At 55.2% G+C, this 23,206-nt stretch carries 21 protein-coding genes; 3 read left to right on the top strand and 18 right to left on the bottom strand.

The features are described from left to right. Positions 1 to 8: 8 nt before the first annotated feature. The 17 genes from B5F33_RS07195 to B5F33_RS07115 all read right to left on the bottom strand — a co-directional run bounded on the left by B5F33_RS07195 (position 9) and on the right by B5F33_RS07115 (position 17,280). Positions 9 to 1,025, bottom strand: coding sequence for a glycosyltransferase (locus B5F33_RS07195; RefSeq protein WP_087411130.1), 1,017 nt, complete (start codon positions 1,023 to 1,025; stop codon positions 9 to 11). 68 nt (positions 1,026 to 1,093) lie between these two features. Next, on the bottom strand, positions 1,094 to 2,500 hold the full coding sequence (locus B5F33_RS07190) for a polysaccharide biosynthesis C-terminal domain-containing protein (RefSeq protein ID WP_204214455.1): 1,407 nt from the start codon (positions 2,498 to 2,500) through the stop codon (positions 1,094 to 1,096). Between the two features lie 105 nt (positions 2,501 to 2,605). After that, entirely contained in the window at positions 2,606 to 3,475 is an 870-nt protein-coding gene (locus tag B5F33_RS07185) for an O-antigen ligase family protein (RefSeq protein ID WP_158095335.1), read from the bottom strand. A 374-nt stretch (positions 3,476 to 3,849) separates the two neighbouring features. Further along, positions 3,850 to 4,779, bottom strand: a complete 930-nt coding sequence (locus B5F33_RS07180; RefSeq protein ID WP_087411127.1) for a capsular polysaccharide synthesis protein — start codon at positions 4,777 to 4,779, stop codon at positions 3,850 to 3,852. Continuing rightward, positions 4,772 to 5,809 carry an acyltransferase gene (locus tag B5F33_RS07175; protein ID WP_158095334.1) on the bottom strand — a complete coding sequence of 346 codons (1,038 nt, stop codon included), beginning with the start codon at positions 5,807 to 5,809 and terminating at the stop codon, positions 4,772 to 4,774. Before B5F33_RS07175 ends, B5F33_RS07180 begins: the two co-directional genes overlap by 8 nt. 7 nt (positions 5,810 to 5,816) lie before the next feature. Next, positions 5,817 to 6,398: an acyltransferase gene (locus B5F33_RS11100; protein ID WP_087411125.1), complete on the bottom strand. Its 582-nt coding sequence runs from the start codon at positions 6,396 to 6,398 to the stop codon at positions 5,817 to 5,819. Positions 6,399 to 6,404: 6 nt separating this feature from the next. After that, entirely contained in the window at positions 6,405 to 7,373 is a 969-nt protein-coding gene (locus B5F33_RS07165) for a DUF6625 family protein (RefSeq protein WP_087411124.1), read from the bottom strand. A 19-nt stretch (positions 7,374 to 7,392) separates the two neighbouring features. Further along, positions 7,393 to 8,508, bottom strand: coding sequence for a glycosyltransferase (locus B5F33_RS07160; protein WP_239284922.1), 1,116 nt, complete (start codon positions 8,506 to 8,508; stop codon positions 7,393 to 7,395). Positions 8,509 to 8,521: 13 nt separating this feature from the next. Next, the gene (locus tag B5F33_RS07155; RefSeq protein WP_087411122.1) at positions 8,522 to 9,559 is read right to left on the bottom strand and encodes an acyltransferase; all 1,038 of its coding nucleotides are present in this window, start codon (positions 9,557 to 9,559) and stop codon (positions 8,522 to 8,524) included. A 40-nt stretch (positions 9,560 to 9,599) separates the two neighbouring features. Further along, the gene (locus B5F33_RS07150) at positions 9,600 to 10,745 is read right to left on the bottom strand and encodes a radical SAM protein (protein WP_087411121.1); all 1,146 of its coding nucleotides are present in this window, start codon (positions 10,743 to 10,745) and stop codon (positions 9,600 to 9,602) included. 3 nt (positions 10,746 to 10,748) lie between these two features. After that, entirely contained in the window at positions 10,749 to 12,029 is a 1,281-nt protein-coding gene (locus B5F33_RS07145) for a glycosyltransferase (protein WP_087411120.1), read from the bottom strand. After that, complete coding sequence (locus B5F33_RS07140; RefSeq protein ID WP_087411119.1) at positions 12,030 to 13,148, bottom strand: glycosyltransferase family 4 protein; 1,119 nt, start codon at positions 13,146 to 13,148, stop codon at positions 12,030 to 12,032. It abuts the gene before it with no gap. A 4-nt stretch (positions 13,149 to 13,152) separates the two neighbouring features. Beyond that, complete coding sequence (locus B5F33_RS07135; RefSeq protein WP_204214453.1) at positions 13,153 to 13,842, bottom strand: sugar transferase; 690 nt, start codon at positions 13,840 to 13,842, stop codon at positions 13,153 to 13,155. A gap of 150 nt (positions 13,843 to 13,992) precedes the next feature. Continuing rightward, positions 13,993 to 14,553 (bottom strand): antiterminator LoaP, encoded by a 561-nt coding sequence (gene loaP / locus B5F33_RS07130; protein WP_087411117.1) that lies wholly within the window; start codon positions 14,551 to 14,553, stop codon positions 13,993 to 13,995. 407 nt (positions 14,554 to 14,960) lie between these two features. Further along, entirely contained in the window at positions 14,961 to 15,605 is a 645-nt protein-coding gene (locus tag B5F33_RS07125) for a CpsB/CapC family capsule biosynthesis tyrosine phosphatase (RefSeq protein ID WP_087411116.1), read from the bottom strand. Between the two features lie 109 nt (positions 15,606 to 15,714). Beyond that, positions 15,715 to 16,623, bottom strand: a complete 909-nt coding sequence (locus tag B5F33_RS07120; protein ID WP_087411115.1) for a CpsD/CapB family tyrosine-protein kinase — start codon at positions 16,621 to 16,623, stop codon at positions 15,715 to 15,717. A 3-nt stretch (positions 16,624 to 16,626) separates the two neighbouring features. Then, positions 16,627 to 17,280 carry a Wzz/FepE/Etk N-terminal domain-containing protein gene (locus tag B5F33_RS07115; RefSeq protein ID WP_087411114.1) on the bottom strand — a complete coding sequence of 218 codons (654 nt, stop codon included), beginning with the start codon at positions 17,278 to 17,280 and terminating at the stop codon, positions 16,627 to 16,629. Between the two features lie 343 nt (positions 17,281 to 17,623). Between B5F33_RS07115 and B5F33_RS07110 the strand changes: the two genes are divergently transcribed. The 3 genes from B5F33_RS07110 (at position 17,624) to B5F33_RS07100 (ending at position 21,731) form a co-directional block, all read left to right on the top strand. Further along, on the top strand, positions 17,624 to 18,118 hold the full coding sequence (locus tag B5F33_RS07110; RefSeq protein ID WP_087411113.1) for a CarD family transcriptional regulator: 495 nt from the start codon (positions 17,624 to 17,626) through the stop codon (positions 18,116 to 18,118). A gap of 258 nt (positions 18,119 to 18,376) precedes the next feature. Further along, positions 18,377 to 21,013, top strand: a complete 2,637-nt coding sequence (locus tag B5F33_RS07105; RefSeq protein ID WP_087411112.1) for an S-layer homology domain-containing protein — start codon at positions 18,377 to 18,379, stop codon at positions 21,011 to 21,013. 109 nt (positions 21,014 to 21,122) lie between these two features. Next, positions 21,123 to 21,731 carry an HD domain-containing protein gene (locus B5F33_RS07100; protein WP_087411140.1) on the top strand — a complete coding sequence of 203 codons (609 nt, stop codon included), beginning with the start codon at positions 21,123 to 21,125 and terminating at the stop codon, positions 21,729 to 21,731. A gap of 140 nt (positions 21,732 to 21,871) precedes the next feature. On the opposite strand, the gene B5F33_RS07095 is transcribed toward B5F33_RS07100, so the two are convergent. After that, positions 21,872 to 23,167: a glutamate-5-semialdehyde dehydrogenase gene (locus B5F33_RS07095; protein WP_087411111.1), complete on the bottom strand. Its 1,296-nt coding sequence runs from the start codon at positions 23,165 to 23,167 to the stop codon at positions 21,872 to 21,874. Positions 23,168 to 23,206: the final 39 nt, after the last annotated feature.

Genomic DNA, 23,206 nt, shown 5'->3' with positions numbered 1-23,206 from the left:
AATGAATCCTAGTCCTTGATGACCTTATTCCGCCTACGTCTTCGATCCGCTTCTAATATTGACTGGTCTCTATGAATAAGGTATGCGTGGTACACATGCGGAATAAAGAAGAGGATTGAATACTCGACGTATTCTTTTGCACTTAATTTCCCTTCAAGCATCAGCTTTTTATACACCCGATTCAATACTTCATCTGCCCTATTTCTTCGTAATGAAGAGCCATACTGTACATGCCAACGTAATCGCAGCCCTTTTTTGAAGGCCTCTATAAGCAGCTGCTTTTTCTGAAATGGATATTTGTCAGATAAGCAGAGCAAGCTATTAATGAAGATCGCTGCGCAATCGTCCCAGGAGGCTGCATCTAAAGAGGTTGACAATGAGCCATCGCGATTTAGGCGATGGTAAAGGTTGTCATCGATAAAGGCTATCGTTGAATTTGGATTTAGCGAGAAGATTTGTATATTAAAAAGATTATCCTCCATAACGTTAATTGTATCTGTAAACCTAGAGCCATCTATAAGACCCCTCCGGTAAATTCTTCCCCATACGAATCCCCTCGCCCATGTAGGGACCCTTGAATTGAAGAATTCACGCCCGAAGATAATCTCTTGTTGAGGATGCACCTGTTTACGTATGGCTCCGCTAGAATCAATTTCACTATATCCGCAAATTACTAAATCAGCTTTATTGTGCTCCGCACACTCCACCGTCGATAAAAAGCAATTCTCATCTACAACATCATCTGAATCAACAAAGGCAATGTATTTTCCTTGAGAAGCTTCTAGTCCGGTGTTTCGAGCACTCGAAACGCCCAGGTTCTCTTGATTGATGACAATAATCCTTTGATCTTTCTCTTCATATTCAAGCAGTAACTTTCCGGTATTATCGGTACTCCCGTCATTGACACAAATCAGTTCAAAGTCATATAGGGAACTGCTCATGATTGAATCTACGCATGATTGAATATATTGCTCCGCATTATAGACTGGAACGATTATCGATAGTATTGGCTTCAATACAACCACTCTCCAACTATTCGGTTATTTGAACATTTGCTGCTATTGAGTCCATCAGCCGATTCAATAATATGAAATCAATGTTGCAGCTTAGCCTTAAGTGCACACCAGACCCACTTAATGTCGTTTAAATATGCGCAAAAGAGAATTAGAACTATCACTAGCTCGATTATTAGCTCTCCTTGATCCCATCCAGAAAATAGAACGATTGATTGAACTAGCAAAGCCACATATGAAAAGACGTCTCTTGCGAGACTAACCTGAATTCGCACTGCTTTCTTTGCTTCTCGCAGCCTAATTAACCAGACTACAGCATAGGAAATCGTTGTTGAGATAGCGGCTCCAATTGCCCCGAACAGATATACTAGCCCTAAGCTGAAAACAATATTCAAAGCTGCACCAAGGGCGGTTGTTTTCGCAATAAGCTTAGAGTCTTTTAAAGCGGTAAACAAGCCTCCCAATAGCGTAGATAAAGAACCGAATACGACTGAAAGGAGGAGAAACGGAGCATACTCCCAAGCATCATAAAAGTCTTTTGCAAATAGGATAGATGCAATTGGTTTATCAAACATGATAAGCATTGAGCAAAGGACGACCATACCGCAGTTATATAAACGATAGATGCTAGTGACAAAGTCACCGCCTTCATCCCCTAACTCTTTAACCGCAGATATAGTCCAGGCCTGATTGAAGATGGTCTGAAAAACCGAGAGCAATGAAGGTATTTTATATGCAACTGAATATACTCCATTGACAGCAGCCCCGCAAAAAAACGTCACTATATATCGATCAGATGCGTTATTAATCCACCAGCTAATTTGATTGAGAATAAGAGGCGCACTGTATTTCTGAATCTCAATCGAAAGAGCGCTCGAAACGCGAACGTTAATATAACGCCAAAGTCTTAGTCGAAAGGTTAGGTAGATAATGGTGATTGCAAAAGCTGAACAACCTGCAATAAAGTACCCTCGTATTCCAAAATCAAATACCACCAGCAACAGGATATTCAGCGAGACGGTCGCCAAGGAGCTCAAAATCCCTGCTATTGCAACATCAAAAATACGTTCAAGACCCCGGGCAAATTGAGTCAATACATCGGACATCAAGCATGTTACGAAATATAGGAGAAACATCAGAGGGTATTCATTAAAGACGGGAAGTAACTTAACTGCACTATTCACAATAACCAAGATGAAAGCAAGAAAGCAGGCACGTAAAGAAACTCTTATTCCTATTGCCAGAACATCCGAGGGATTATTCTCAGAATCTAATGTATACCTCAAAACGCCATCCGAGATGCACGTAGACAAAACAGGAATCAATAAAAAGGCCGTTGTTGTATACAAATCGTACGTTCCATATTCGCCCGTTGTCAAAACTGACGTATACAGAGGAACAAGCAGAAATGACAGTATTTTGCTAGAAAAATTGTTTAGCGTCATAAGACCCATGTTTTTTAGCAGATATCTATACTTGCCTTCCAAGCTACATCGCTCCTAGTCACTAGATTCCTACAAGCTACAATTACCGCAGTAAGGACAGACCTTTTCACCAGCCCTGACGCCCACAACACTGATGCTCGAAGCGATTTATCCGTTTTCCAACTTCTTGAAGGCATAATCGTATCTCACGAGAAGCAGATAAAACGGATACGAAAGCGCTGCGCAAAAATATGTATAAAACATATTAAAAAATGCATTGAATGCCCACATGCAGAATAATACGAGGATGATAAGGGGATGTATTCTTTGGTTCCTAAAGACATCCTTGAACAAGGCATATATTGCCCATAGATTTATCCCAAGACCCAGTATTCCATAATCGCTCAGAATCTGAATGAAATCATTATGAGCCCAAAGCGGATTTCCAAACTGTGCGCGGTTTAAGTTAAAAATCCAATTTACACCATGTCCGAAAATGATATTGAAAGGACTATCGCGAAAGATAGCTGCTGTATCGTAAGACCAGAAAACGGACCTACCACTAGTAAACGCTTCTAGAGGATCCATGCTGAGTGTGGAGCTCCTGTCCATGGCATTAATAAACTTTTCGCTAATTGGCGAGACGGTCACAATGAGAACAAAGGTCATTCCAATCAGTAAAAAAACCGGGATTGCTTTCCTCTTATCATCCAGCATTACATAAATGAAAACCAACCACGCACACAACAGAACGATAAGATAGGTTCGTGTTGTGCCCATAAAAATACATAGACTCGGTATTATCAGACCGAGAACATACACGAAACCTCTATGCATGTAATACTGAATCGCTGCAATAACAAACGCAAATATAGCCATCGGTGAAAGCAAGAACGTCGTTCCCGCAAAGGACACAAACCCTTGTGTCTCCCCTTCATAAACATATGAGCTAGATAAGAAGAACGAGATAAAAACCATTACATTCCAGGCCAACAAGACAACATCAACATATGTTTTATGTTTCGCGATGAAATCCATCGCGAAACCCATATTTAGTCTAATGAAACAGAAGTAAAGGAGTAGAAATGGGAAATAGAAGAGCATGTTGTCTTCGTAATAGCTAAATCCCCAATTCCATATGTTATAAAGCAATGTAAATGCGATATAAATTCCAGTTAGAAATTGCTCAAGATAAAACTTGTTTCGAATGTAATAAGCTAAGAATAATAGAGCCGTTAATCCGGTAAGAAGTATGTTCAACGGAGGAAGAAACACTTTCAGCATGGATGATATTGGAAACTGGATAATGACATACATTATCCAGTTTCCAATATAGTTCCCGCTAAGCTTCTTTTTTGATTTCACCAAGGCCCTCTTTCGCCTCTCGGTATTTAGATATTACGCAGATATCGCTATCGGAATATCGCAGCAAGCTGATAGGCTGTACAGCCTGTTTCTAGTTTTTCTGACAACTTATATGTGAGCTTGTGCACTGTTGTTAAACGTTTTATTTCGTCAATTCTTACCGCATCATAAGGCTTCTCAAGCTCGCTCATGAGTAAGTGGTTGTCTACTTGATTGATGTAAGACACCTTTGACCACTCGTCCGGGCATCGGTCGCTCACCATGCGGAAGAACATATGCATAAGAAAATAGTTCTTGAGATAGCTGTAATGACACCAGTATTCGAATAATAGATCTCTCGTGGTCTGCAGCACAATGTTTTTCGGACTACTGGTGTATATGAGCCAGCTGGCCATCTGGATCATATCCGTGTCCATCCACCCATTTCGATATACGAACAGCTCGTTATTGGTGATGTATCCTGGAAGCGGTCCCGTTAAAAGCGTCGTAGCGTCAAGCCATAGTCCACCATGACGCACAAGCAGATCGAGTCGTAGAATGTCCGAAAAATGAGTGTTAGTGATGACACCTTGCTTCCACTTTTCTACTACATGCTCAGGGAGATCTGCATAATCAGAGTAGTTATCGCTTGTGATGACAACAATGTCCCAACCCTCGAGCCAATAGCAGATAGATTCATAGCAGATCTGAACTATTTCGGGCGCTTTTTCCATTCCCTGGAGCCAGCAAACCCATGCCTGATTGTTTATGCTACCTGCATTTTTCACTGCTTGCTTTGCCTTTTGGCTTGAAGCCACAAGCTCGTCGCACTCAGAGCTGAATCGTTTGCAGAGCCAGTGGTAAGACCTATACATACTCACAAGACCCGCAAGATACTTATCAGCAAATCCCAACTTGATGAGACCGTAACTCGCAGCGTCTGAAAACAAAGTATGGGACCTCACGCTCTTGGCTATCAGCCGTTTCATGTCAGACATGTGTCTTCTCCATATCACGCAATCGAAGTGCATTTTTCGGCTCAAACCAGAAAAGAAGCCACCAGCGCCTACAGGCAATTTCGTATACGACGACGGGTATTATGAAACTCGCTAGCACGCCAAGAATAATATGGGCTGGAAGACCCACAATCCCCAGCCTTATTGCAACCGATCGGATTCCAGCAGCCGCAATCGTATGCAGGACATACACAGGTAGGAAATACTTGCTTAAGGATGCTGCCCATTTCCCTACCCCAGGGCCTGTAAGCAAGACGAACACGCTGGTAAGCGCATACACATACAAGCTTGCAATGAAAAACTGGGTCACTTTCGAAGTGTCCGGTTTTGAGTAGACGAGCATCGACAGTACGATTGCTAACGCAATAACAATAATCGCCGCTCTAATCTTAAGGAATCTTTCCCTTACGGATTGATCTGAGAGCAGCATGCCCCATGCAAACCAAACTGCGTTCGTAAGAACCTTTCCAACTGCATCTGGGACGCTCCAGGACAAGGGAACGAATACATACACCGTCTTGAAGATGAAGCAAATTGCAAACAGCCGGACAAGGCTAGTCTGAGTCCGTTGCCTGGGAATCACACAGAACAACAAGAATAAGGTATATAGGTACCAATATGGAGCGATTGGCTCAAAGAAGAGCGTTTGCAGGAACGGAGTCGCCTGGCTATTTACTACATCAGAAAACAGCGTCTTAAGCCCAAGGGTGATGGATGTAAATACAACGTAAGGCACGCCCAGACTAACAGCTTTCTCCTTTATCGAAGTTACCTGAGCCTGAATACCGTACTCTGTACGCTTTCGCTGATAGAGAAACCCACTGCAAACAAAGAAGAGCGGTACGTGAAACGTATAGACTGTCTGAATGGGAAGGCAATAGTAGATGGAGCTCTCAGAAATCCAGCCTGCGGCCATAAAAGACATATAAAGATGCCCGAGGACGACCAGAACGCAGGCAAACAGCTTCATTGCGTCAACCCATTGCACCCTACTGTTCGCTTGTGCTCCCATAGACCATTTATCTTTCCGCGTTGATTTCATTCACTTCAGCGCAGCGCGCCATTTCCTCAACCGTACAGGGCTCTCGTAATCCCATCTTTAAGTACGGTTCACTAAAGTCTCTAAGTTTCTGTTTTGAAGCCTCGTAACTGCCGATTACTTTAGCAGGCACACCTGCGACAACGCTTCCGCTCGGAACGTCCTTGGTAACAATCGCTCCCGCAGCAACGATGCAATTGTCTCCAATGGTCACCCCATAGTTGATAATTGCATCAGCACCGATGTAAACGTTACTCCCAACTTCAACCTTACCGAACCTCGTTAAATACTGATCGGTATGTTCTTCGTGGTTAAAAACGGTATTAAGTGCGGAGTGGGTAACGATGCGAGCCCCAGCCGAAACTGCAACGTTATCATGAAAATAGACCAGGAATGGCTCAGCGGGCAGGATGTTTGATTGGTAATAGCAGTCCTTACCAACCTCCGCAAAAATGCGGTGCTTCTTAATATATGCCATCTTTTTCCAGCCATCCCTAATGGAAAGCAGCCGGATTTGACGCCAATATCTTCTGAATTTATCGAAAACCTTGTATGGACTCATTTAATCTCATTTCTTGTAGGCAAGCATGCCTTGGATATTGAACAGAATCCGCTCTGGTGTAATCTTTTTCCTGTTAAACCAGATACTTTTGACGTAATACCGCAAAGCGCTCCGATGGCTCTTACGCCGAATCAGGCTTTCAGTTATCGGATAATATCGATCCGTCGTGGTGTCAGGATAAATAAGGTATTGCTTACTTGGGTCATATTCTCTAATCCTAAACGTTGTAGGGCGACACCAGTAGTGCAAGTACATATATTCCTGAGTCCGTATCTCCCCGCGATATAAATAGTGGCGCGTTATTGTCCCGTTCTGCCAAGTGAATACCTGGGCTTCATTCTTCTCACGATCAGTATCCGTTTGCCAATCAAGGTAAAACCCATAGTCATATTTGAGCAGGTTGGCAAAATCGATTCCTTTGTAGACAGGGACGCCAAGCCCCTCGTAAATGGCGTCCATGCCCGGTTCATCAAATTGATAGCTCTTGTCGTGTGAGTAGACTTCCTTGTAGTTCAGCAGACCATCCAAGCAGGTTCTATATCGAGCTGAGACCTCCGGAGTATTTCTAAACAGCATCGAATGCCCGTTGAAACCGATCTTTTCATACGCATTGAGCAAGTCATCGGTATAGAACTTCCGGATATTGCCCCAAACCAAATCGATGTCGCAATCGCCCCAGAAATCATAACCCGCGAGCTCTTTGGCGAACATTTCGCCATAAGCCGGTTTATAATCGCAAAGCTTGTAGGGACGCTCCAATGAAATGGGAAAATCGAAAATGCTTTGAGCCCTTTTCTTCATGTCCTCAAAGGACCAATAAGTGACTTTCACATTCTCCGGGTAGTCGTATTCCGTTCGATCATCTGTGAAAATGAGCCAGTCGATGGTTGGGTTGCAGGCGCAGCTCATTAGCCAAAACTGGAATCCCTTGGGAAACTTTCCAAAATACGGAACCACATATGCTATTGAGTGCATTTCAATCCTTTGGCAGTCTCTACACTAGATGGTTGCGTCGCGCCACGCGAACAAACTGCTCCGCTCGCCTGTTTGTCGAGAGGCTTTCACGGTATAGCAAGCAGTTGTTTATAAACCGCTGGCCATTTACAACAACCTCTCGCAAGTCCCTCTCATTCCATTCGTTCTTGGCAATTCCCAGCTGATTTTTCTTAATATACGAAGCGTTGAGAGGAACCTCCGTGGTCACAACAGGTGTTGCCGTAGCAATTGACTCCACAATCGACACCATGTTGTTATCTTTTTCTGTGTTTACCAGTAAAGCCATGGCCTGTGAAAGAAGCGGAATAAGCTGTCCGTGGCTCAATTTTCCCGTAAATGTGACGTTCTTTTCCATATGAAAACTGTTTACTTGTGCCTTTAGCGCATCTTCGAGCTCGCCCTTACCGATTATGTATAGATGGCAAGTAGAGTCGTACCTCTTCAAATACTGGGCGAATTTGGCGATGATTCCGTCGATTCGTTTTCTCTTGATAAGTTGAGAGCAAACAACAAAGTAATCCTGTTTATTAAGAACCGGCTTGAATAGCCTCAGGTTTACACCATGGTCGATGACTTCCTTCCCGACACGCCCGCAGTAGCGGCTGATGAACTGCCTCGCCTCTGACGAGCGCGCCACAACCAAAGCATTTTTCATTAGCAGGCGAGCTATAACCCCATACCATATTTTGGAAGGAAGCTGCTTCATAATGGCGTTGTGCTTCGCCAGTTCATGCCAAATGATGACCTTATCAGGTGCGGCACAATATGCTGCCAGCGAATTCAAAGAGAACACTTCACTTGAAATGATCAAATCGAAATGCTCCACATTGTCTCTCACAAAACGATACACACCTGGCATAAATGGCAGACAATTTGGTTTAAACACTCTCGGTGCCACGCAACTAAGCCATTTAACCTCAAAAGGATATTCTTCGTTGTTATAAGGTTTGAAAGGCTCTCCACCGATAAGCGTGACGCGATGGCCTAGCTCCAAAAAACCAATGCATAAGTCGTATATCATGCAATCCTTTATTGAAGAGGTACGCTCAATCTCGCCACTCTCAGAGGTATATAGGATTGGATTAATCACAAGGATGTTCATGGTGTTTGCCATTACTCACATTTGATTAACTAAGCCTGCAACTCGGCTTTTGCCCGAATGCTGCAAATGCCTTCTTGACGACGAATGAGAAGACTATGGCGCAGCAAATTGTCAGCGCCGCGACGACAATGAAAGCAACTGGACCGCCGCCGAGTGCGTTGGCCAGATGGAGCGCACTCACCGCGCGAAACATCATCATATGAGACAGGTATACCTCAAGACTAATGCCGCTCAAGAATCGCATGGGCTTGTTGGCAAGGATGCTCGGTGCATTGCCGCCGTAGCCAATCGCATAGATCAGCAGCGCTGCGCAAACGCCTATTAGAATCGGGGTTGACGCCCCATGCGCAAAGAAGAGCGCTGCAAAACCGCAGCAGAGAGCGAATGTGAGTAACCTATGATTCCCGCTCACTTCAGTGAGCTCCTCTCGGAAGAGACACACCAGGCCGCCAACAAAGAAATAGACGGCGCAGCACAGAACATTGGTGCGGCCGTCGAATCCAGTGACGACGTAATCCAAATTGAAGAAATATGTCCGGCACAGCAGATTAATCGCCAAAGCAACGAGGGCAGAAGTCCACGCGCGCCTTTTATCTTGCAAAAGCCAGCAGAAAAACGGGAAGCAAAGGTAGAAAACGAATGCCACTCCGAGAAACCAGCCAACCCCGATTACCGATATCGTTGGATTAGGAAGAAGTCCAAAGCAGAGTGTGAGATTGGCAAAGACCTCATATAGAGAATCGAGACTGGGTGAAGCGGCCAAATCAAGTAGACAGAGCAACGCGAAAAACGGAAGGATTTTCCTATATCGCCTGCTGTAGAAATCGCCAACCGAAATCTTTCCTGTGGCAACTCGCTCGTAATAGCCGCAACACATAGAGAAGCCGCTTATTACCATGAAAAGGTAAACGCATTCCCCAAGCGACCCTACAATATGTGAGGCAACAGGTCCAAGGTTGAAGCTGCCATTAGTCATAATGTGCATGCAAGCGACGCCGATGGCGGCGTATGCCCTGAGCCCATCAATTGCGGGATAGTACTTCGCGCTCTTGCTCAACGTCATTCGATCGTTATCGACTTACGTAAATGAAGCGTCTGAACGACTACAGCGCTTCCTCGGTCTCGTACACGTGCGCGTCGGCGCGGCTGGCCTCGGAGAGGCCGTCGTTGACCGTGGCGGTCATGTCGCAGGTGGAGAGGGCGTCGAGCTCCTCCTTGGTCACGCGGCCCTCCTCGTAGTCGCGCACGACGGGCAGCTCATGCATGTCGTAGGGGTGCTTGGAGAAGAGGGCCTTCGCCTTGTGCTTGAGCACCCAGCACGCCGGCTTCCAGATGTACTTGTGCATCGCCGGGGAGACCGAGCCGATCATCCAGCAGTTGCGGTCGCAGTGGCGCACTTTGGCGCGCACGGCATCGGCCTGCTCAGAGTTCCAGAGCTCGTCCCAGCTCTGCTCGTTGAGGTTGCCCATGACCTCCTTGTCCTTGGTGCCGTTGCAGGGCATGACATCGCCGTACGGGTCGATGAAGAACGTGTCGAACGCCATGTCACAGGGCAGCAGCCTCGGCTGGCCGTAGATGTAGTTGATGAGGCCGTGGTTGAAGTAGGCGCGGAACCACTTCTTGGGGCTGTTCGAACGCAGCAGCTCGTTCACCAGGCTCTCGAAGTTCTTAGCCACCATCGGGCGATCGTGGATGATGTTGTGAGCCTCCACGAAGTAGAAGCTGTTATGCAGGCTCGCCGTGGCGAACTCCATGCCCAGCTCGTCGGATAGCTTGTAGAGCGACACCAGATCCTTGGCGTTCCTGTCCTGCACCGTCATGCCGAAGCCCACGTCGGGGTGGCCCATCTCTACGAGCTTCTTCAAGGTCTGGTACCCGCGCTGGAAACCGTTCGGCAGCCCCCGGATCTCGTTGTTGGTATCCTCCAGGCCCTCGATGGACACGCGGATGCCCACCTCGGGGAACTCCTCGCAGAGGTCGATGATGCGGTCCGTGAAGAAGCCGTTCGTGGAGATCACGATGCGGTCGCTCTTCTTGTAGAGCTCGCGCACGATGTCCTTGAGGTCTGTCCGGATGAAGGGCTCGCCGCCCGTGATGTTAGTGAAGTACATGCGTGGGAGCTTCTTGATCGTCTCGAGCGAGAGCTCCTCCTCCGGGCGGCTCGGCGCCTTGTAGCGGCTGCACATGTTGCACCGCGCATTGCACCGGTACGTGACGATGACGGTGCCGTTGAGCTTCTTCTCTGCCATAGGTTAGTTGCCCCTCTTCTCAGCGATAAGTTCCCCGTACAGCATGACGAGGTCTTCCATATACTTTTTTTCGGAGCACTCTGACGCAGCAAACGCACGGCATCCACGCGACATCGCCTCGTATGCTTCCGTATCCATCGAAGCGGCACGCCCTATCAACCCGGCGAGCGAGCCCGTGTCCCCCGGCCTGAAGAGCAGGCCGGTCACCCGGTCGTGGACGAGCTCGGGGATTCCCCCAATCCGACTTCCGATGACCGGGACGCCAGCGGCCATCGCCTCGAGCACCGAGTATGGAGCGTTCTCGTTCCAGACCGACGGGACGCATGCGTAGCGGGCATCGTAGAGCAATCCATCGCGTGCCGTGCCGGCAACGTAGCCCGCGAAACGCACTGTCCCGCCGAGCCCCCTCGCCGCGGCGAGCCGCTCGAGCCGGTCCCGCTCGGGACCATCCCCGGCGATTACCAGCCGCCATCCCGGGGTCTTGCCCTCCCCCCACGCACGGGCGAAAGACTCGATGAGGACATCGACACCCTTCTCCTTCGAGAGGCGCCCGAGGTAAAGAAAATAGGGCTCTTTCCCGGACACCGCCCGGTCGCCAACCGTCGCGAGGGCGTCCCCAGGCAGGAAGTTCGGCATCCAGACGAGCTGTCCCGTGGAGAAGCCGCCCTCGGCCATCTTGCTCTCCAGGAACTGCGAGGGGCAGATGATGCGGTCAATCTTCCGGTAGGCATGCGTGCGCCTAAGAAACCCCGCCTCCAGCATCGCCAGGCCGCTCTTGGCAGCGGAGCCCTTGATGCACTTCCGCTTGAGACAGTTCGAAAAGTGTTCGCCGAGACACGCCTCGCAGACCTCGCCCGCACCGTCGAGCATCGTGTAGGAGGGACACACGGCGATGTAGTCGTGCGCGGTCCAAACGACGGGGACGTGATGCTCTCTGAGGTAGGGCGCGTCCAGGATGGAGAGCGTAATCTGCCGGTGGACGAGGTTCATGTGCACGACGTCCGGGCGCACCCGCTCACAGAGGGTCTGGAAGCGCCGCTTGGCCTCCCCCGAGTAGACGATGGAGAGGGCCGCCGACGCCTTCGCGACCGGCGAGCTCGGTCCGTTATAGTCCCGGTTGGGAACGAACAGGTCCGCGTCCGTGCACGGGAGGTTCTTCTCGTCCTCCATGGCAAAGAAGTGGACCTCGTGGCCCATCTCGCGCAAGGCGTCGGCAACGGCGAAGTAATAGGTCTCCGATCCGCCCTTGCGGTAGTGGAACTTGTTGACGAGGACGACTCGCATCTATTTGATTCCTTTGTAAACGTCGAGGGTCCGCTGGACAACGAAGTCCCAGTTGTAATTCTCTCGAACACGCTCGCGCGCTGCTTCACCGAGGGCAGCAACCTCGCGCGGGTCGGCCATCACGGACGCGAGCACGTCGCACAGCGCGGCCGCGTCACCCCGCGGAAAGGTCAGGCCAGCAGAGCCCGTCACGTCGGCGCACTCGGGCAGGTCACTCGTGACGCAGCAGCAGCCGTAGGACATGGCCTCCAGCAGGCTCATCGGCATGCCCTCCACGTCGGAGGGCAGCACGTAGGCGTACGCGTTGGAGTAGAGCTCGATGAGCACCTGCCCCTCCACGAAGCCCGCCATAATGACGCGCGGGTCGCGCGCGGCGGCCTCACTCACCTGCTCGAGGTACTCGGACGTGTCCGACGAGCCGCCGGCGATCACCAGGCGCTTGTCGGTCTTGAGCCCGCGGAACGCCTCCAGAAGCAGCTCCGGGCGCTTCTCGGGCACGATGCGGCCGAGGAAGAGCACGTAGGAGCCCTTCGCGAGCCCCCAGCGCTCCGTGATGAGCCGGGCGGGCGCGGACTCGGGGACGTCGACGCCGTTGGGGATGAGCCGGGCGTCGCGGCCGTACTCCTCGCGGAAGTAGTCGCGCACCCCGCGCGAGAGGACGATGAGCTCGTCGGCGCGGCGCGCGGCGGTCTTCTCGCCCAGCTTGATGTAGCGGCTCGCGAGGCCGCCCCACTTGGCGCGTTGCCAGTCGAGGCCGTGGATGGTCGCCACGGTGCGCGCGCCGGAGCGCGACGCCCACGCGAGCGGCACGCACGGCCCCTCGGCGTGGTAGTGAATCACGTCCGCGCCGTCGCGCAGGGCCGCCCTCGTGGCGGCGAAGGAGGACGTGAGCGCGGCGAGGCCCTTCTTGTTGACCGTTGGCACCGGCACCACGCGAACGCCGTCAAGGTCATAGGGCTCAGTCGGCGTGGGCTCACCGTTCACGTCGGTACCGCTGCGGTCGTAGCAGGTCACCTCGTGGCCGAGCGCCGCCATGCGGCGGGCGAGCTCCGTCACCACAACCTCCACGCCGCCTTCGCGGGAGCCGGTGCGCTTCTGGCCGATCATCGCGATGCGCACGAACTCACTCTCCCTGCGCGGTGAGCACGCAGCCCACGGTCTGGATGATGATCTTAAAATCGGTCCACAGGCCCGCCTTCTGGATATAAATCAAATCGAGGTCAACCCACTCATCGAACGTGATGGAATCCCGGTTGCGCCTCGTCTGCCAGATGCAGGTAATGCCTTGTGGCGCAGACAGCCTTTGTCGCTGTCGCGGCGTATACTCTGCCACCTCTTTAGGCAGCGCAGGGCGCGGCCCCACGACGGAGATATCACCCTTAAGAACATTCACGAATTGCGGAAGCTCATCGATCGACAGCTTCCGTAGCACCCGCCCAACGCGAGTCACGCGCGGATCCTCTTTGATTTTGAAAACCGGACCGGTCTTTTCGTTGAGTTTGGTCAGTTCGGTGAGGCGCTTTTCGGCGTCGACACACATAGACCGGAACTTATACATTACAAATTCGCGTCCGTCGAACCCGACGCGCGCTTGACGAAATATGACGGGCCCCTTGGGGTCATCCAGCTTAATCGCCACGGCAACAAGCGCAAAAAGCCAGCTAAAACAAACAAGCACTGCAAGGCTGAAGCAAATATCAAACGTTCGCTTTACGATGCGATATCCATAGCGGCCTTCACGCAAACGGGTAGCAGCCAAAAGTGTCAAAGCGTCCTCGGTGCCAGCCGTGACGTCCGACACCTCAACAACCACGCCGTTGCTCACAACGCGCTGAGGTTGACGCAGGCCGCTAGGAGTATGGGATTGTGTCATTTGGCTATTCAAAGTTACTGAGCAATCCTGAACTGCATCTATCGCTGGAATGCCAACAAAAAGAAGTCGCTCAACCGCGGCCCCTCAGCACTACCCCGCCAGCTCCGCCTTGCGCCGAGCCACGGCAGCGCGCGCCACGGCGCCATCACCGCTGGTCACAATGCCCAGACCAACCCGCACAGCCACCCTGCGGCCGCACAGATTAATCTCTAGGTTCGCGATACTCTTGCGCCGGTTGATGTCGCGAATCATGCCTTCGTGTCCCACGAGCGGCCCGCGCGTCACCACCACGCGGTCGCCCTCTTTGACGCCAAACGACATGGGCACCACACGCTTGCCCTTGCTCGTGAAGCTGCCAATAAGCTCGGTCTCCTCGCGCGCAAGCGGTACAAAGGCCCCGCCCTGCGAAAGCACGCGGGCAAACTCCGGCAGCTCAAGCAGCTTGTGCTCCAGTTCCTCAGGCCTATTCGTGACCGCGATGAGGTACCCCGGAAAAAGCGGCTTCACGCACGAAACCCAACGGCCCCGCACCTTGATCTGCGTCTCGTATTGGGGATAAAAACACTCGTCCATCTGCTGGGACGCGACCCGCGAGATGAGCTCTTCCATACGGGGCTCGCGCCCTGCCTGGACCTGGATCACATACCACATGCCGCATCACCACCCTTTGAACGTCTTGCCTATGGTTGTGGGAACATCGCACCGCCCCCGAACGGAATCGGTCCATGGCTTCGCCAGGGACCGCGAACAAGGGCGTATGCATTCCCTCCAACACATCAAGACTCACACGTGGCGCTGCCTTGCAATCGAAGGTATGTTCTCGCTCGTCCCGCATAGTTCAAGGCGAGCGACGCCGTCGAAAGGGAAAGCACCTGCCTCATACAGCGCTAACTACAGAGGTTAGGTTATGTACCCCCTCCCACAGCGAATGCAATTATAGCTCAGTGATTCAAAATAAAGTTGTCCCCCACACATATCTTGCATGGGGGACACAATCGTTTTCATTCTCACAACAATTCGCTGATGCAGGGCGCCTGACAGAACCGCTCGCAGGCCAGCTATCCCTCCAAGTCACGCCCATACAGGCGCACGGCACGCTCCAGATAGTCATAGTGCTGCACCCGATGCGCATCGCTTGCAATGTAGCTATAGAGCCCTCTGGCAAAGAGGCGCTTGGCGGGGCGCTTCTCCTTGCCCAGCCGTCCCCCGGCTACAAAATCTGCCGATGCCTGCAGCCTGCAGCCCATGCGCACCAAATCTTCGGCAATGCTTGGGTCCTTCTGAATCGCACGGTATCGCTCAGGGTGCGCAATGATCACCTCGAACCCGCGTCCCTGCAGCTCGAAGATCGTGCGCTCGTAGGTCTGAAAGTCATCGCGCGTACAGCGCGACGATAGCTCAAGCAAAAACTCGTTGGAACCCTCAAAATGCAGCCGGTCGGCCCAATCCATTCCCAGCTCCATAAGCTTGGTATGGTTGACCTCGAAACCCATACGCACAGAAACGTCGCGCGCATGTTGCTTGAGTTCATAGTATGCCTGCCACATGCGGTCGAAGTCGAAGTACGGGTCACGGCAATGCGGCGTGCACACCACCTCGGTCACTCCAGCCTGCCGCGCAGCGAAAAGCATCTGGCAGCTCTCGGTGATGTTCCGCGCGCCATCGTCTACCCCGGGAAGAATATGGCAGTGCATGTCGCGCATAACTCACCTCGATTTCTGATGCCCGGCAGCTGGCCACGCGGTCGAGCGCAACCCACCGTCGCGAGAGTCAAGCCCGGGCTGGATGACGGACACCGCCCACAAGCCGTGCCTACTCCGTCCTGACCCCGCCCGAGCGGAAGCCGCTGATCATAGCAGCCGTGGTATCGGGTGGAATGACCCCGGAGCGACCCGCCGGAGCGGTCGGAGCCACCCCGGCAGCACCTCCCGTCGCCGGGCTCGGCGCCTGCGCGCCATGAACAGACTGAGCGCGCACCCCAGCAGGACGAGGCGACGCCTTCGCCGCAGGCACACGACTTGTCATGGCCTGCTCGCTCTTCACATCCACGCGCTCGCCGTTGTCGTTGTAGTACGCATAGTAGTAGTCGCCGGAAGCGGGCTCGCAGCCGTTCACCACGGTTCCGATCACGTTCGCCTCGGCTTTTTGAAGCTGCTCGAAGGCACCGAGCAGCTCGTTGCGCTTCACATAGCGCTCGCGCACCACCAGAATCGTCGCGTCTGCCACGGCGGCAATCACCGCGGCGTCCACAAACGTTCCCACCGGCGGCGTATCGAAGATCACGTAGTCGTATCGAGAGTTGACCTCTTTTACAAACCGCCGGAAGCGGTGCGAGGCCAAGATGTCGGCCGGGTTGGGAATATTCGGCTCGGCGTCCAGAAAATACATGTCGGGCACGTCCGTGTCTGCAACGGCGGCTTCGAGCGAACAGTCCCCCGCCAACACCGCATAGAGTCCCTGACGAGAATGCACGCCCAACTTGCCTCCAAGCGAGCGACGGCGCATGTCGGCCTCCACCAGCAGCACGTCGCGCCCGCTCGTGGCAATCGCCTTCGCAAGGCTGATCGACACCGTGGTCTTGCCTTCGTTTGGCACCGAAGAGGTGACCACAATGGACGAGACCGGCTCATCCACACTGGCAAACCGGATGTTGGCCAGCAGCGTCTTCACGGCGTTCTGCAGCGCCACCTCGTCGTTTCTGTGGTTGCGTTTGCGCGGCATGGCTTACTTTCCTTCCTTGATGAGCGGAATGCGGCCGATGACCGGCACGCCCAGCAGGTCCTGCAGCTCGTCGGGACGCACGCGCGTATCGAGCATGTCGCGCAGCACCACGATGGCTACCGCGGCGAACAGCCCCGCCATAAGGCCCACTGCCACATAGAGCGGGCGGTTGGGACCGCTGGGAGCCGCAGGCACCGCGGCCTCGTCGATCACGTTGACGCTCTGCACGTCCATGACCTCCTGTGCCACGTCGGACACCGAGGCGGCAATGGCGTTGGCGACGTCCGCCGCGGCGCGAGGGTCCGTGCCCGTGACAGAGCAGGTGATGACACGCGTCGTGGTCTCACTTGTAACCGAGATATTGAACCCATCTAGGCTGTCGAGCCCCAGCGAGTGGGCGGCATCCGCGGTGACGCGCTCGCTCTGAATGAGCGTGGCGACGTCGTTGGCAAGCAGCTGGCTCGCGGAAAGCTCGGTGTTGAGCGAGTTGTTATCGCCCGCAAGCGGCGTGAGCACGTACATGCTGACGCTTGCGGTATAGGTGTTCGCCATAAAGAGATAGGCATAGGCGCCGACGGCAAGCGCGAAGAAGATGGGCAGAAACACGACCAGCTTGAGGTGATGCTTCAGCAAATCGAGCAGCTCTAGGAGCGTCATGCAGAATCCCCCGTACCACACGGCGACGGCGCGTTAATCAGCCCAAGCGCGAAACTCGAGACTGCTCGCGCTCCCCTATGGAAGCAGCCGGCCATCGCATCTCAATGAATCCACGCGCCATTATATCCCCCCTACGACATTATTTCTAACTGCGAGCGCGTCCACGCTATTTACCCACAGAGGACGGCGCAAGTTCGTTCTCGGCCAGCAGCCTTCGCGCCACAAGGCCCCAAAACAGCCTTCCTAAATGTGTCCTCACGTGGTCATTTTTTGTTGACAAGCCAACAAAACACCACGTAATCGTGGTATTCTTACATACATGGCTTATGAGTTGGGAGATAGCATGTTTGAAATTGGAGAGCACGTAATCCATCCCGGGCAGGGAGTTTGCACCGTCACCGGATACGATGACAACGGCCCCGCGCCCATGATCGTTCTTGAATGTAAGCAGGGGCATGCCAAAACGCGCATGATGTACCCCGTTTCGCAGTCCAGCCGGCTGCATCCCACCGTGTCGCGCGAAGTTGCGCAGGATGTCATCGATCATTACGACGCCATAGAGTGCGACCCGTTTACAGAGCGCAACAGCTCGCTTGAGGAATCGTATTTTAAGCAGCAGCTCAAGCAGGGTGTCCCCGAAACCGTGCGCGTGGCAAAGACCATGCGCCATCGCATCGCCGAGGCCCAGGCCCACGACAAGAAGCCCAGCAGCTATTACAGCCGCGTTCTCAAAGAAGCGCATCGCCGTTCGGTGGAGGAGCTTGCCGTCGCACTCGAGGTCAGCGAAGAGGACGTCGAGAAGATCTTCGCCGAAGCGAACGGTATAAGCGAGAACTAACCCTCAAGGGTTCGGGCTCCACAGATAGAGCTGATACCCGGAAGCCATGGAAGCGCCTAACGGGAGCCCCTCGACACCAATGACAGCAAGGCCGGTGCATGTGCGCCGGCCTTTTGCATTTCACGGCACAGCGAGAGCGTCTGTGTCCGCGCGCACATATACAATAGTCATCAGTGAAAGAGCTGGTTCCCGGCCGGGGCGTGATGTCTTTTACCGCCTCGGTCGTGTCCCGCGAGGGACGGATTGAGAGGTGCTTCGATGAGATTGAGAAAGGCTCCTTGGAGGACCGTGGCACTTGCCCTGGCTACCTCTACCCTGGCCCTGGGCACGCCGGCGGCGTTCGCGCTGAACGATGTTGCAGACGCACGCATCGAGACGGCGGCAGAGGACAGCGAGCAGGCAGACGCATCGGGCTCGACGGGCAGCGCCGAGGCTCCCAGCGCGCCGGCAGACCAAACGCCGGGCGACACCGATGCCCCCAGCGATCCTCAACCCGCTGCCGTCGCCGCGCGTCTGAACGGCACGGCGTACGAAACGGTGCAGGCCGCCGTTGATGCGGCCAAAAACGGCGACACGATCGTAATCGTCGGCTCGTCCTCCCCCAATACCGAAAACATCACCGTATCCGGCAAGGCCCTCGCGTTCGAGTCGGACGCCCAGGCTCCCGCCACGCTAGCGGGCACGTTCACGCTCAACGACGCCGACGGCAGCTCGATCAGCGGCATCGCCTTCGTGCGCCAGGGCCAGGCCGGAGACACCGCTCAGGCCGCGTTCACCAGCCTGGTCGTAAAGGACTCTTCCAACGTAAAGGTTTCCGGCTGCACCTTCACGTTCACGGGCGGAGCGTCGGACGGCACGTCCTATCCCAGCAACGCCGAGGCGCGTACGGGCATTCGCGTCGAGGGCGACTCCGATCGCGTCTCCGTGTCGAACACCACGTTCCATATGTCTGCTCTTACCAGCGCAGATGCTTCGACGGGCCAGGCCTATACCTGGACCGGCATTCAGGTGATGGGCGGCTCCCAGGTGGTCAACGACCTCACCGTGTCCTCGTGCACGCTTTCGGTTGAGGCGGCTTCCGGCGCCGCGACGGCAGGGGCTGAGGCCCAACGCTATGCCTACCGCCTCGTCGACGTTACGGGAGATGCGTCTGCAGGCGGCGGCCAGGGCGTCAACGGTCTTTCCATCAGCGCCATGACCGTCGCGAACGCGGCGGGTCTCGACGCCGCGACCTCGAACATCGTCGGCGTACGCGTTACCAACGCGACAGGCGTCACTATCTCCAAGGCCACCGGCGCCGCGGCAACCGTCGCCGGCCAGGCAGGCGTTCGTCTGGGCGACACCGATGCGCGCCCCAACGGCACCGTTACGGTCGACGGCCTCTCCTTTGCCTCCAATGTGGGCATCGAGCTTGTAGCGCCCACATGCGGTGCCCTTACCGCGCGCAACAACACCTTCGCCGAAAGCGTGGCCACGCCTCTCAAGGGCGCTCCCGCCAAAGGCGAGCACGACCGCTACTACTACTCGGTGAGCAACGCCGCCGCCGAATCCGACGGCGACTCCGTAGCGCTGACCACCGACGTCACCGAGGACGTCACGGTTCCCGCCGGCGCGGTCCTCGACCTCGACCTTGCGGGCCACAGCATCACAGGGCAGACGGGCACCACAATCACCAACCGTGGCGCACTCTCCATTACCGACAGCGGCCGCGTTGGATCGATCGTCTCCCCGAACGCGGGGCATGCCGCGATCGTCAACGAGGGTACCGGCATCATCGCCTTCGACGGCGGAACCATAACCCGCGCCGCCGCGACCGGCACCGCGCCCAGCAACGCCGAGCCCCTCATCGAAAACAAGGGTGAGCTCACCATCGGCACCAACGCCGCAATCACGCTTGCCGACGCCTCGGCCAACCTGATTGAAAACGATAGCGGCTCCACACGGGCACCGGCGTACCTTCTCATCGAGCGCGGCACGTTCTCGGGCGGCGCACACGCCGTCTGGAGCGGTCGCGCTGGCACCGTCCAGGTGAACAATGGCTACTTCCGTACCGGCGACGCCGCGCCCTTCGCCCAGGCCGACGGCGCCGCGGCAAGCGCCTACCTGCGCGTCTACGGCGGCACCTACACCGCGAGTCCCATCGATTTTGTGCCAAAGACCTTCGTCGTGAAGGTCAACGACGGCACCTACTCGGTCATGCTCAAGCGCAACCTCTATGCCGGCGAGTACATCGTTGCCGAAGACGACTCCATCGACCACTCCAACCTGGCGGAAGGCCTCAAGGCCACGCTTGACGAAGAGACCGGCCACTACAAGGTCTCCTGCAACGGAGGTGAGCTCTGCCCCAGCCACGCCTATTGGGACGTCAACACGGCGCTGTGGTATCACGACCCCGTCGACTGGGCGATCGGCCAGGGCTATATGACCGGGTACGACCATACCGCCCAGCCCACGTTTGGCCCCGACGACCCGCTCAGCCGCGCACAGGTTGCCGCCGTCTTCTACAAGATGGCGGGAGAGCCGGACTGGAGCACCGACGCCCTCGACCGCTATACCGACTGCGACAAGGGCGCCTGGTATGCCAAGGCAGTCGCATGGGCCACGGACCAGGGCATCTTCTCGGGCTATGACGGGCAGGCGCTCTTCGCCCCCGACGTGACCATTTCCCGCGAGCAGATGGCCGTCGTACTGTGGCGCATGCAGGGCGAGCCTGCCGGCACCGGCGATTTGAGCACCTTCCCGGACGGTCTTGAGACGGACTCCTGGGCGACAAGCGCCATGCAATGGGCAGTCGAGGCCGGCGTGTTCATGGGCAACGACCAGACGGGCGAGCTCATGCCGCTGCAGGGCCTCACTCGTGCCCAGGCGGCAACGGTGCTCATGCGCATCTCGTAGATGCCGAACACCGACATCTGGGTATCATAAAACGAACACCGCTGTGCCGTGGCTCCAAGGCTGCGGCACAGCCTTCTATGTATCCGCAGCGACCCCGAGGGAGAACATCATGGCAGACACCCTTTCCGCCGGCATGACGCGCGAGGCAGCCTTCGAACTTCTGACCGCGCACAACAAAGACCCGTTCCATATTGAGCATGGCGAGACCGTCGAGCAGGTCATGAGGTATTTCGCTCGCGAATTCGACCCCGAGAACGAGGAATTCTGGGGCATCGTGGGCCTGCTGCACGACCTGGACTGGGAAGAGCATTCCGACGATCCTGCAAACCACACCATCTACGCCGCCCCGCTTATCGAGGAGGCCGGCGGAACGCCCGAGCTCATCCGTGCCATTCAGAGTCACACGAGCGACTTCAATCCCGAGCTGCCCAAGCCCGAGCTGCAGATGGAAAAGATCCTCTTCGCCACCGAGGAGCTCACCGGGCTCATCGGCGCCGCCGTGGTCATGCGCCCCTCCAAGAGCGTCATGGACTTCAACGTGAAGTCGCTCAAAAAGAAATTCAAGGACAAGCGCTTCGCTGCCGGCGTGAATCGCGACGTCATTCGCAAGGGAGCCGAGATGCTCGGCTGGGAGCTCGACGAGCTGTTTGCTCGCACCATCGAGGCCATGCAGTCTTTCGCCCCCGATCGTGACACCTTTGGAAAAGACGAGGCATAGGGCTTTCTCGCTACAGCCCACAACCGCGGCGAATTGGAGCAATCCGCTGCGACCCTAAACCAGCAAGGCCGCCACACGGTTCGTGCGTGAACCGTGTGGCGGCCTCATGTCGTGCTTGCGGATGCTGTGCTTCCGGCTGTTTAGGGGCGCACCTGACCTTCGCCGCGAATCTCGTACTTGTAGGTGGTCAGCGCCTCTGCAGCGAAGGGCCCACGGGCATGCAGCTTCTGCGTGGAAATGCCGATCTCTGCGCCCAGGCCAAACTCTCCGCCATCGGTGAAGCGCGTGCTCGCGTTGGCATACACGGCCGAAGCATCGACCTCGCGCAGGAAGCGCTCGCACGCCTCTTTGTCCTCGGCGACGATGGCCTCGGAATGTCCCGTGCCGTAGTGGTTGATATGCGCGATCGCCTCGTCCAGGCCCGAGACGCACTTCACGCTCATCTCGAGGGCCAGATACTCGCGGCCCCAGTCCTCTTCGGTGGCAGGAATAACATCGGTTCCCGCAGCGAGCCCAGAAGCAGCAGCAACCTCACACGTCGTGGCGTCGCCGTGCACGAGCACGCCATGTTCATGAAGCACGGGCAGAATCCTCGCCAACAACGCCGGAGCCACCGACTGATCAACCAGCAGCGATTCCGCCGCGTTGCACACGCCCACGCGCTGCGTCTTGGCGTTGATGATGATCGGCTCCGCCTTGTCGAAGTCCGCGCTCTCATGCACATAGATGTGGCAGTTGCCGGTGCCCGTCTCGATCACAGGGACCTGTGCCTCGCGCACGCAACGCTGGATGAGCCCGGCGCCGCCACGCGGAATCAGCACGTCGACGATGCCTCGCAGGCTCATGAGTGCGCCCGTCGCGGCGCGGTCCGTGGTCTCGATGATGGTCACGGCCTCGGGTGGGAACCCGCAGGAAGCGACCGCTTGGGAGAGCACATGCGCAATCGCCACGCACGAGCGCTGGGCCATAGACCCGCCGCGCAGAATGCAGGCGTTGCCCGTCCGGATGCAGATGCCCGCAGCGTCGGAGGTCACATTGGGCCTCGCCTCGTACACCATGGCAACCAGGCCAAGCGGCACGCTCACCTTCTGTAGGTCGAGCCCGCAGTCGATGGTCCTGCGCTCCAGCACGCGCCCCACCGGGTCGGGCAAGTCACAAAGTGCCTCGAGCCCAGAAGCCATACCCTCGACACGCTCAGGCGTAAGCAGCAGGCGATCGAGCAGGCCCTCGCTCGTGCCTTTCTCGCGCGCCGCATCCATGTCCTCGGCGTTGGCCGCTACGATTTCGTCCGCATGCGCACGCAGCGCCTGGGCCATGGCACGCACGGCGCCCACGCGCTCCTCGTTGCTCGCAAACCCCAAAGGACGCGAGGCCTCCTTTGCCGCCTGCGCAAGCTCGGTTACGTACTGCTGGATGTCTTGGATATCGCGAGGCATGGTGCTTCCCTTCGGTGCGCTCTCATGGTTATCGATATA

The organism is Collinsella sp. An2 (assembly GCF_002160065.1).
In the GTDB taxonomy this organism is placed as follows: domain Bacteria; phylum Actinomycetota; class Coriobacteriia; order Coriobacteriales; family Coriobacteriaceae; genus Limicola.
Note: the sequence above shows the minus strand (reverse complement) of the source record. Positions and strands in the feature narration are given on the sequence as shown.

What these genes read in the sequence shown, in the direction of transcription:
- B5F33_RS07185 (WP_158095335.1), bottom strand. Translation starts at nt 3,475, where the DNA reads ATGGATTTCATCGCGAAACATAAAACATATGTTGATGTTGTCTTGTTG.
- B5F33_RS07180 (WP_087411127.1), bottom strand. Translation starts at nt 4,779, where the DNA reads ATGTCTGACATGAAACGGCTGATAGCCAAGAGCGTGAGGTCCCATACT.
- B5F33_RS07175 (WP_158095334.1), bottom strand. Translation starts at nt 5,809, where the DNA reads ATGGGAGCACAAGCGAACAGTAGGGTGCAATGGGTTGACGCAATGAAG.
- B5F33_RS11100 (WP_087411125.1), bottom strand. Translation starts at nt 6,398, where the DNA reads ATGAGTCCATACAAGGTTTTCGATAAATTCAGAAGATATTGGCGTCAA.
- B5F33_RS07165 (WP_087411124.1), bottom strand. Translation starts at nt 7,373, where the DNA reads ATGCACTCAATAGCATATGTGGTTCCGTATTTTGGAAAGTTTCCCAAG.
- B5F33_RS07160 (WP_239284922.1), bottom strand. Translation starts at nt 8,508, where the DNA reads ATGGCAAACACCATGAACATCCTTGTGATTAATCCAATCCTATATACC.
- B5F33_RS07155 (WP_087411122.1), bottom strand. Translation starts at nt 9,559, where the DNA reads ATGACGTTGAGCAAGAGCGCGAAGTACTATCCCGCAATTGATGGGCTC.
- B5F33_RS07150 (WP_087411121.1), bottom strand. Translation starts at nt 10,745, where the DNA reads ATGGCAGAGAAGAAGCTCAACGGCACCGTCATCGTCACGTACCGGTGC.
- B5F33_RS07145 (WP_087411120.1), bottom strand. Translation starts at nt 12,029, where the DNA reads ATGCGAGTCGTCCTCGTCAACAAGTTCCACTACCGCAAGGGCGGATCG.
- loaP (WP_087411117.1), bottom strand. Translation starts at nt 14,553, where the DNA reads ATGTGGTATGTGATCCAGGTCCAGGCAGGGCGCGAGCCCCGTATGGAA.
- B5F33_RS07125 (WP_087411116.1), bottom strand. Translation starts at nt 15,605, where the DNA reads ATGCGCGACATGCACTGCCATATTCTTCCCGGGGTAGACGATGGCGCG.
- B5F33_RS07120 (WP_087411115.1), bottom strand. Translation starts at nt 16,623, where the DNA reads ATGCCGCGCAAACGCAACCACAGAAACGACGAGGTGGCGCTGCAGAAC.
- B5F33_RS07115 (WP_087411114.1), bottom strand. Translation starts at nt 17,280, where the DNA reads ATGACGCTCCTAGAGCTGCTCGATTTGCTGAAGCATCACCTCAAGCTG.
- B5F33_RS07110 (WP_087411113.1), top strand. Translation starts at nt 17,624, where the DNA reads ATGTTTGAAATTGGAGAGCACGTAATCCATCCCGGGCAGGGAGTTTGC.
- B5F33_RS07105 (WP_087411112.1), top strand. Translation starts at nt 18,377, where the DNA reads ATGAGATTGAGAAAGGCTCCTTGGAGGACCGTGGCACTTGCCCTGGCT.
- B5F33_RS07100 (WP_087411140.1), top strand. Translation starts at nt 21,123, where the DNA reads ATGGCAGACACCCTTTCCGCCGGCATGACGCGCGAGGCAGCCTTCGAA.
- B5F33_RS07095 (WP_087411111.1), bottom strand. Translation starts at nt 23,167, where the DNA reads ATGCCTCGCGATATCCAAGACATCCAGCAGTACGTAACCGAGCTTGCG.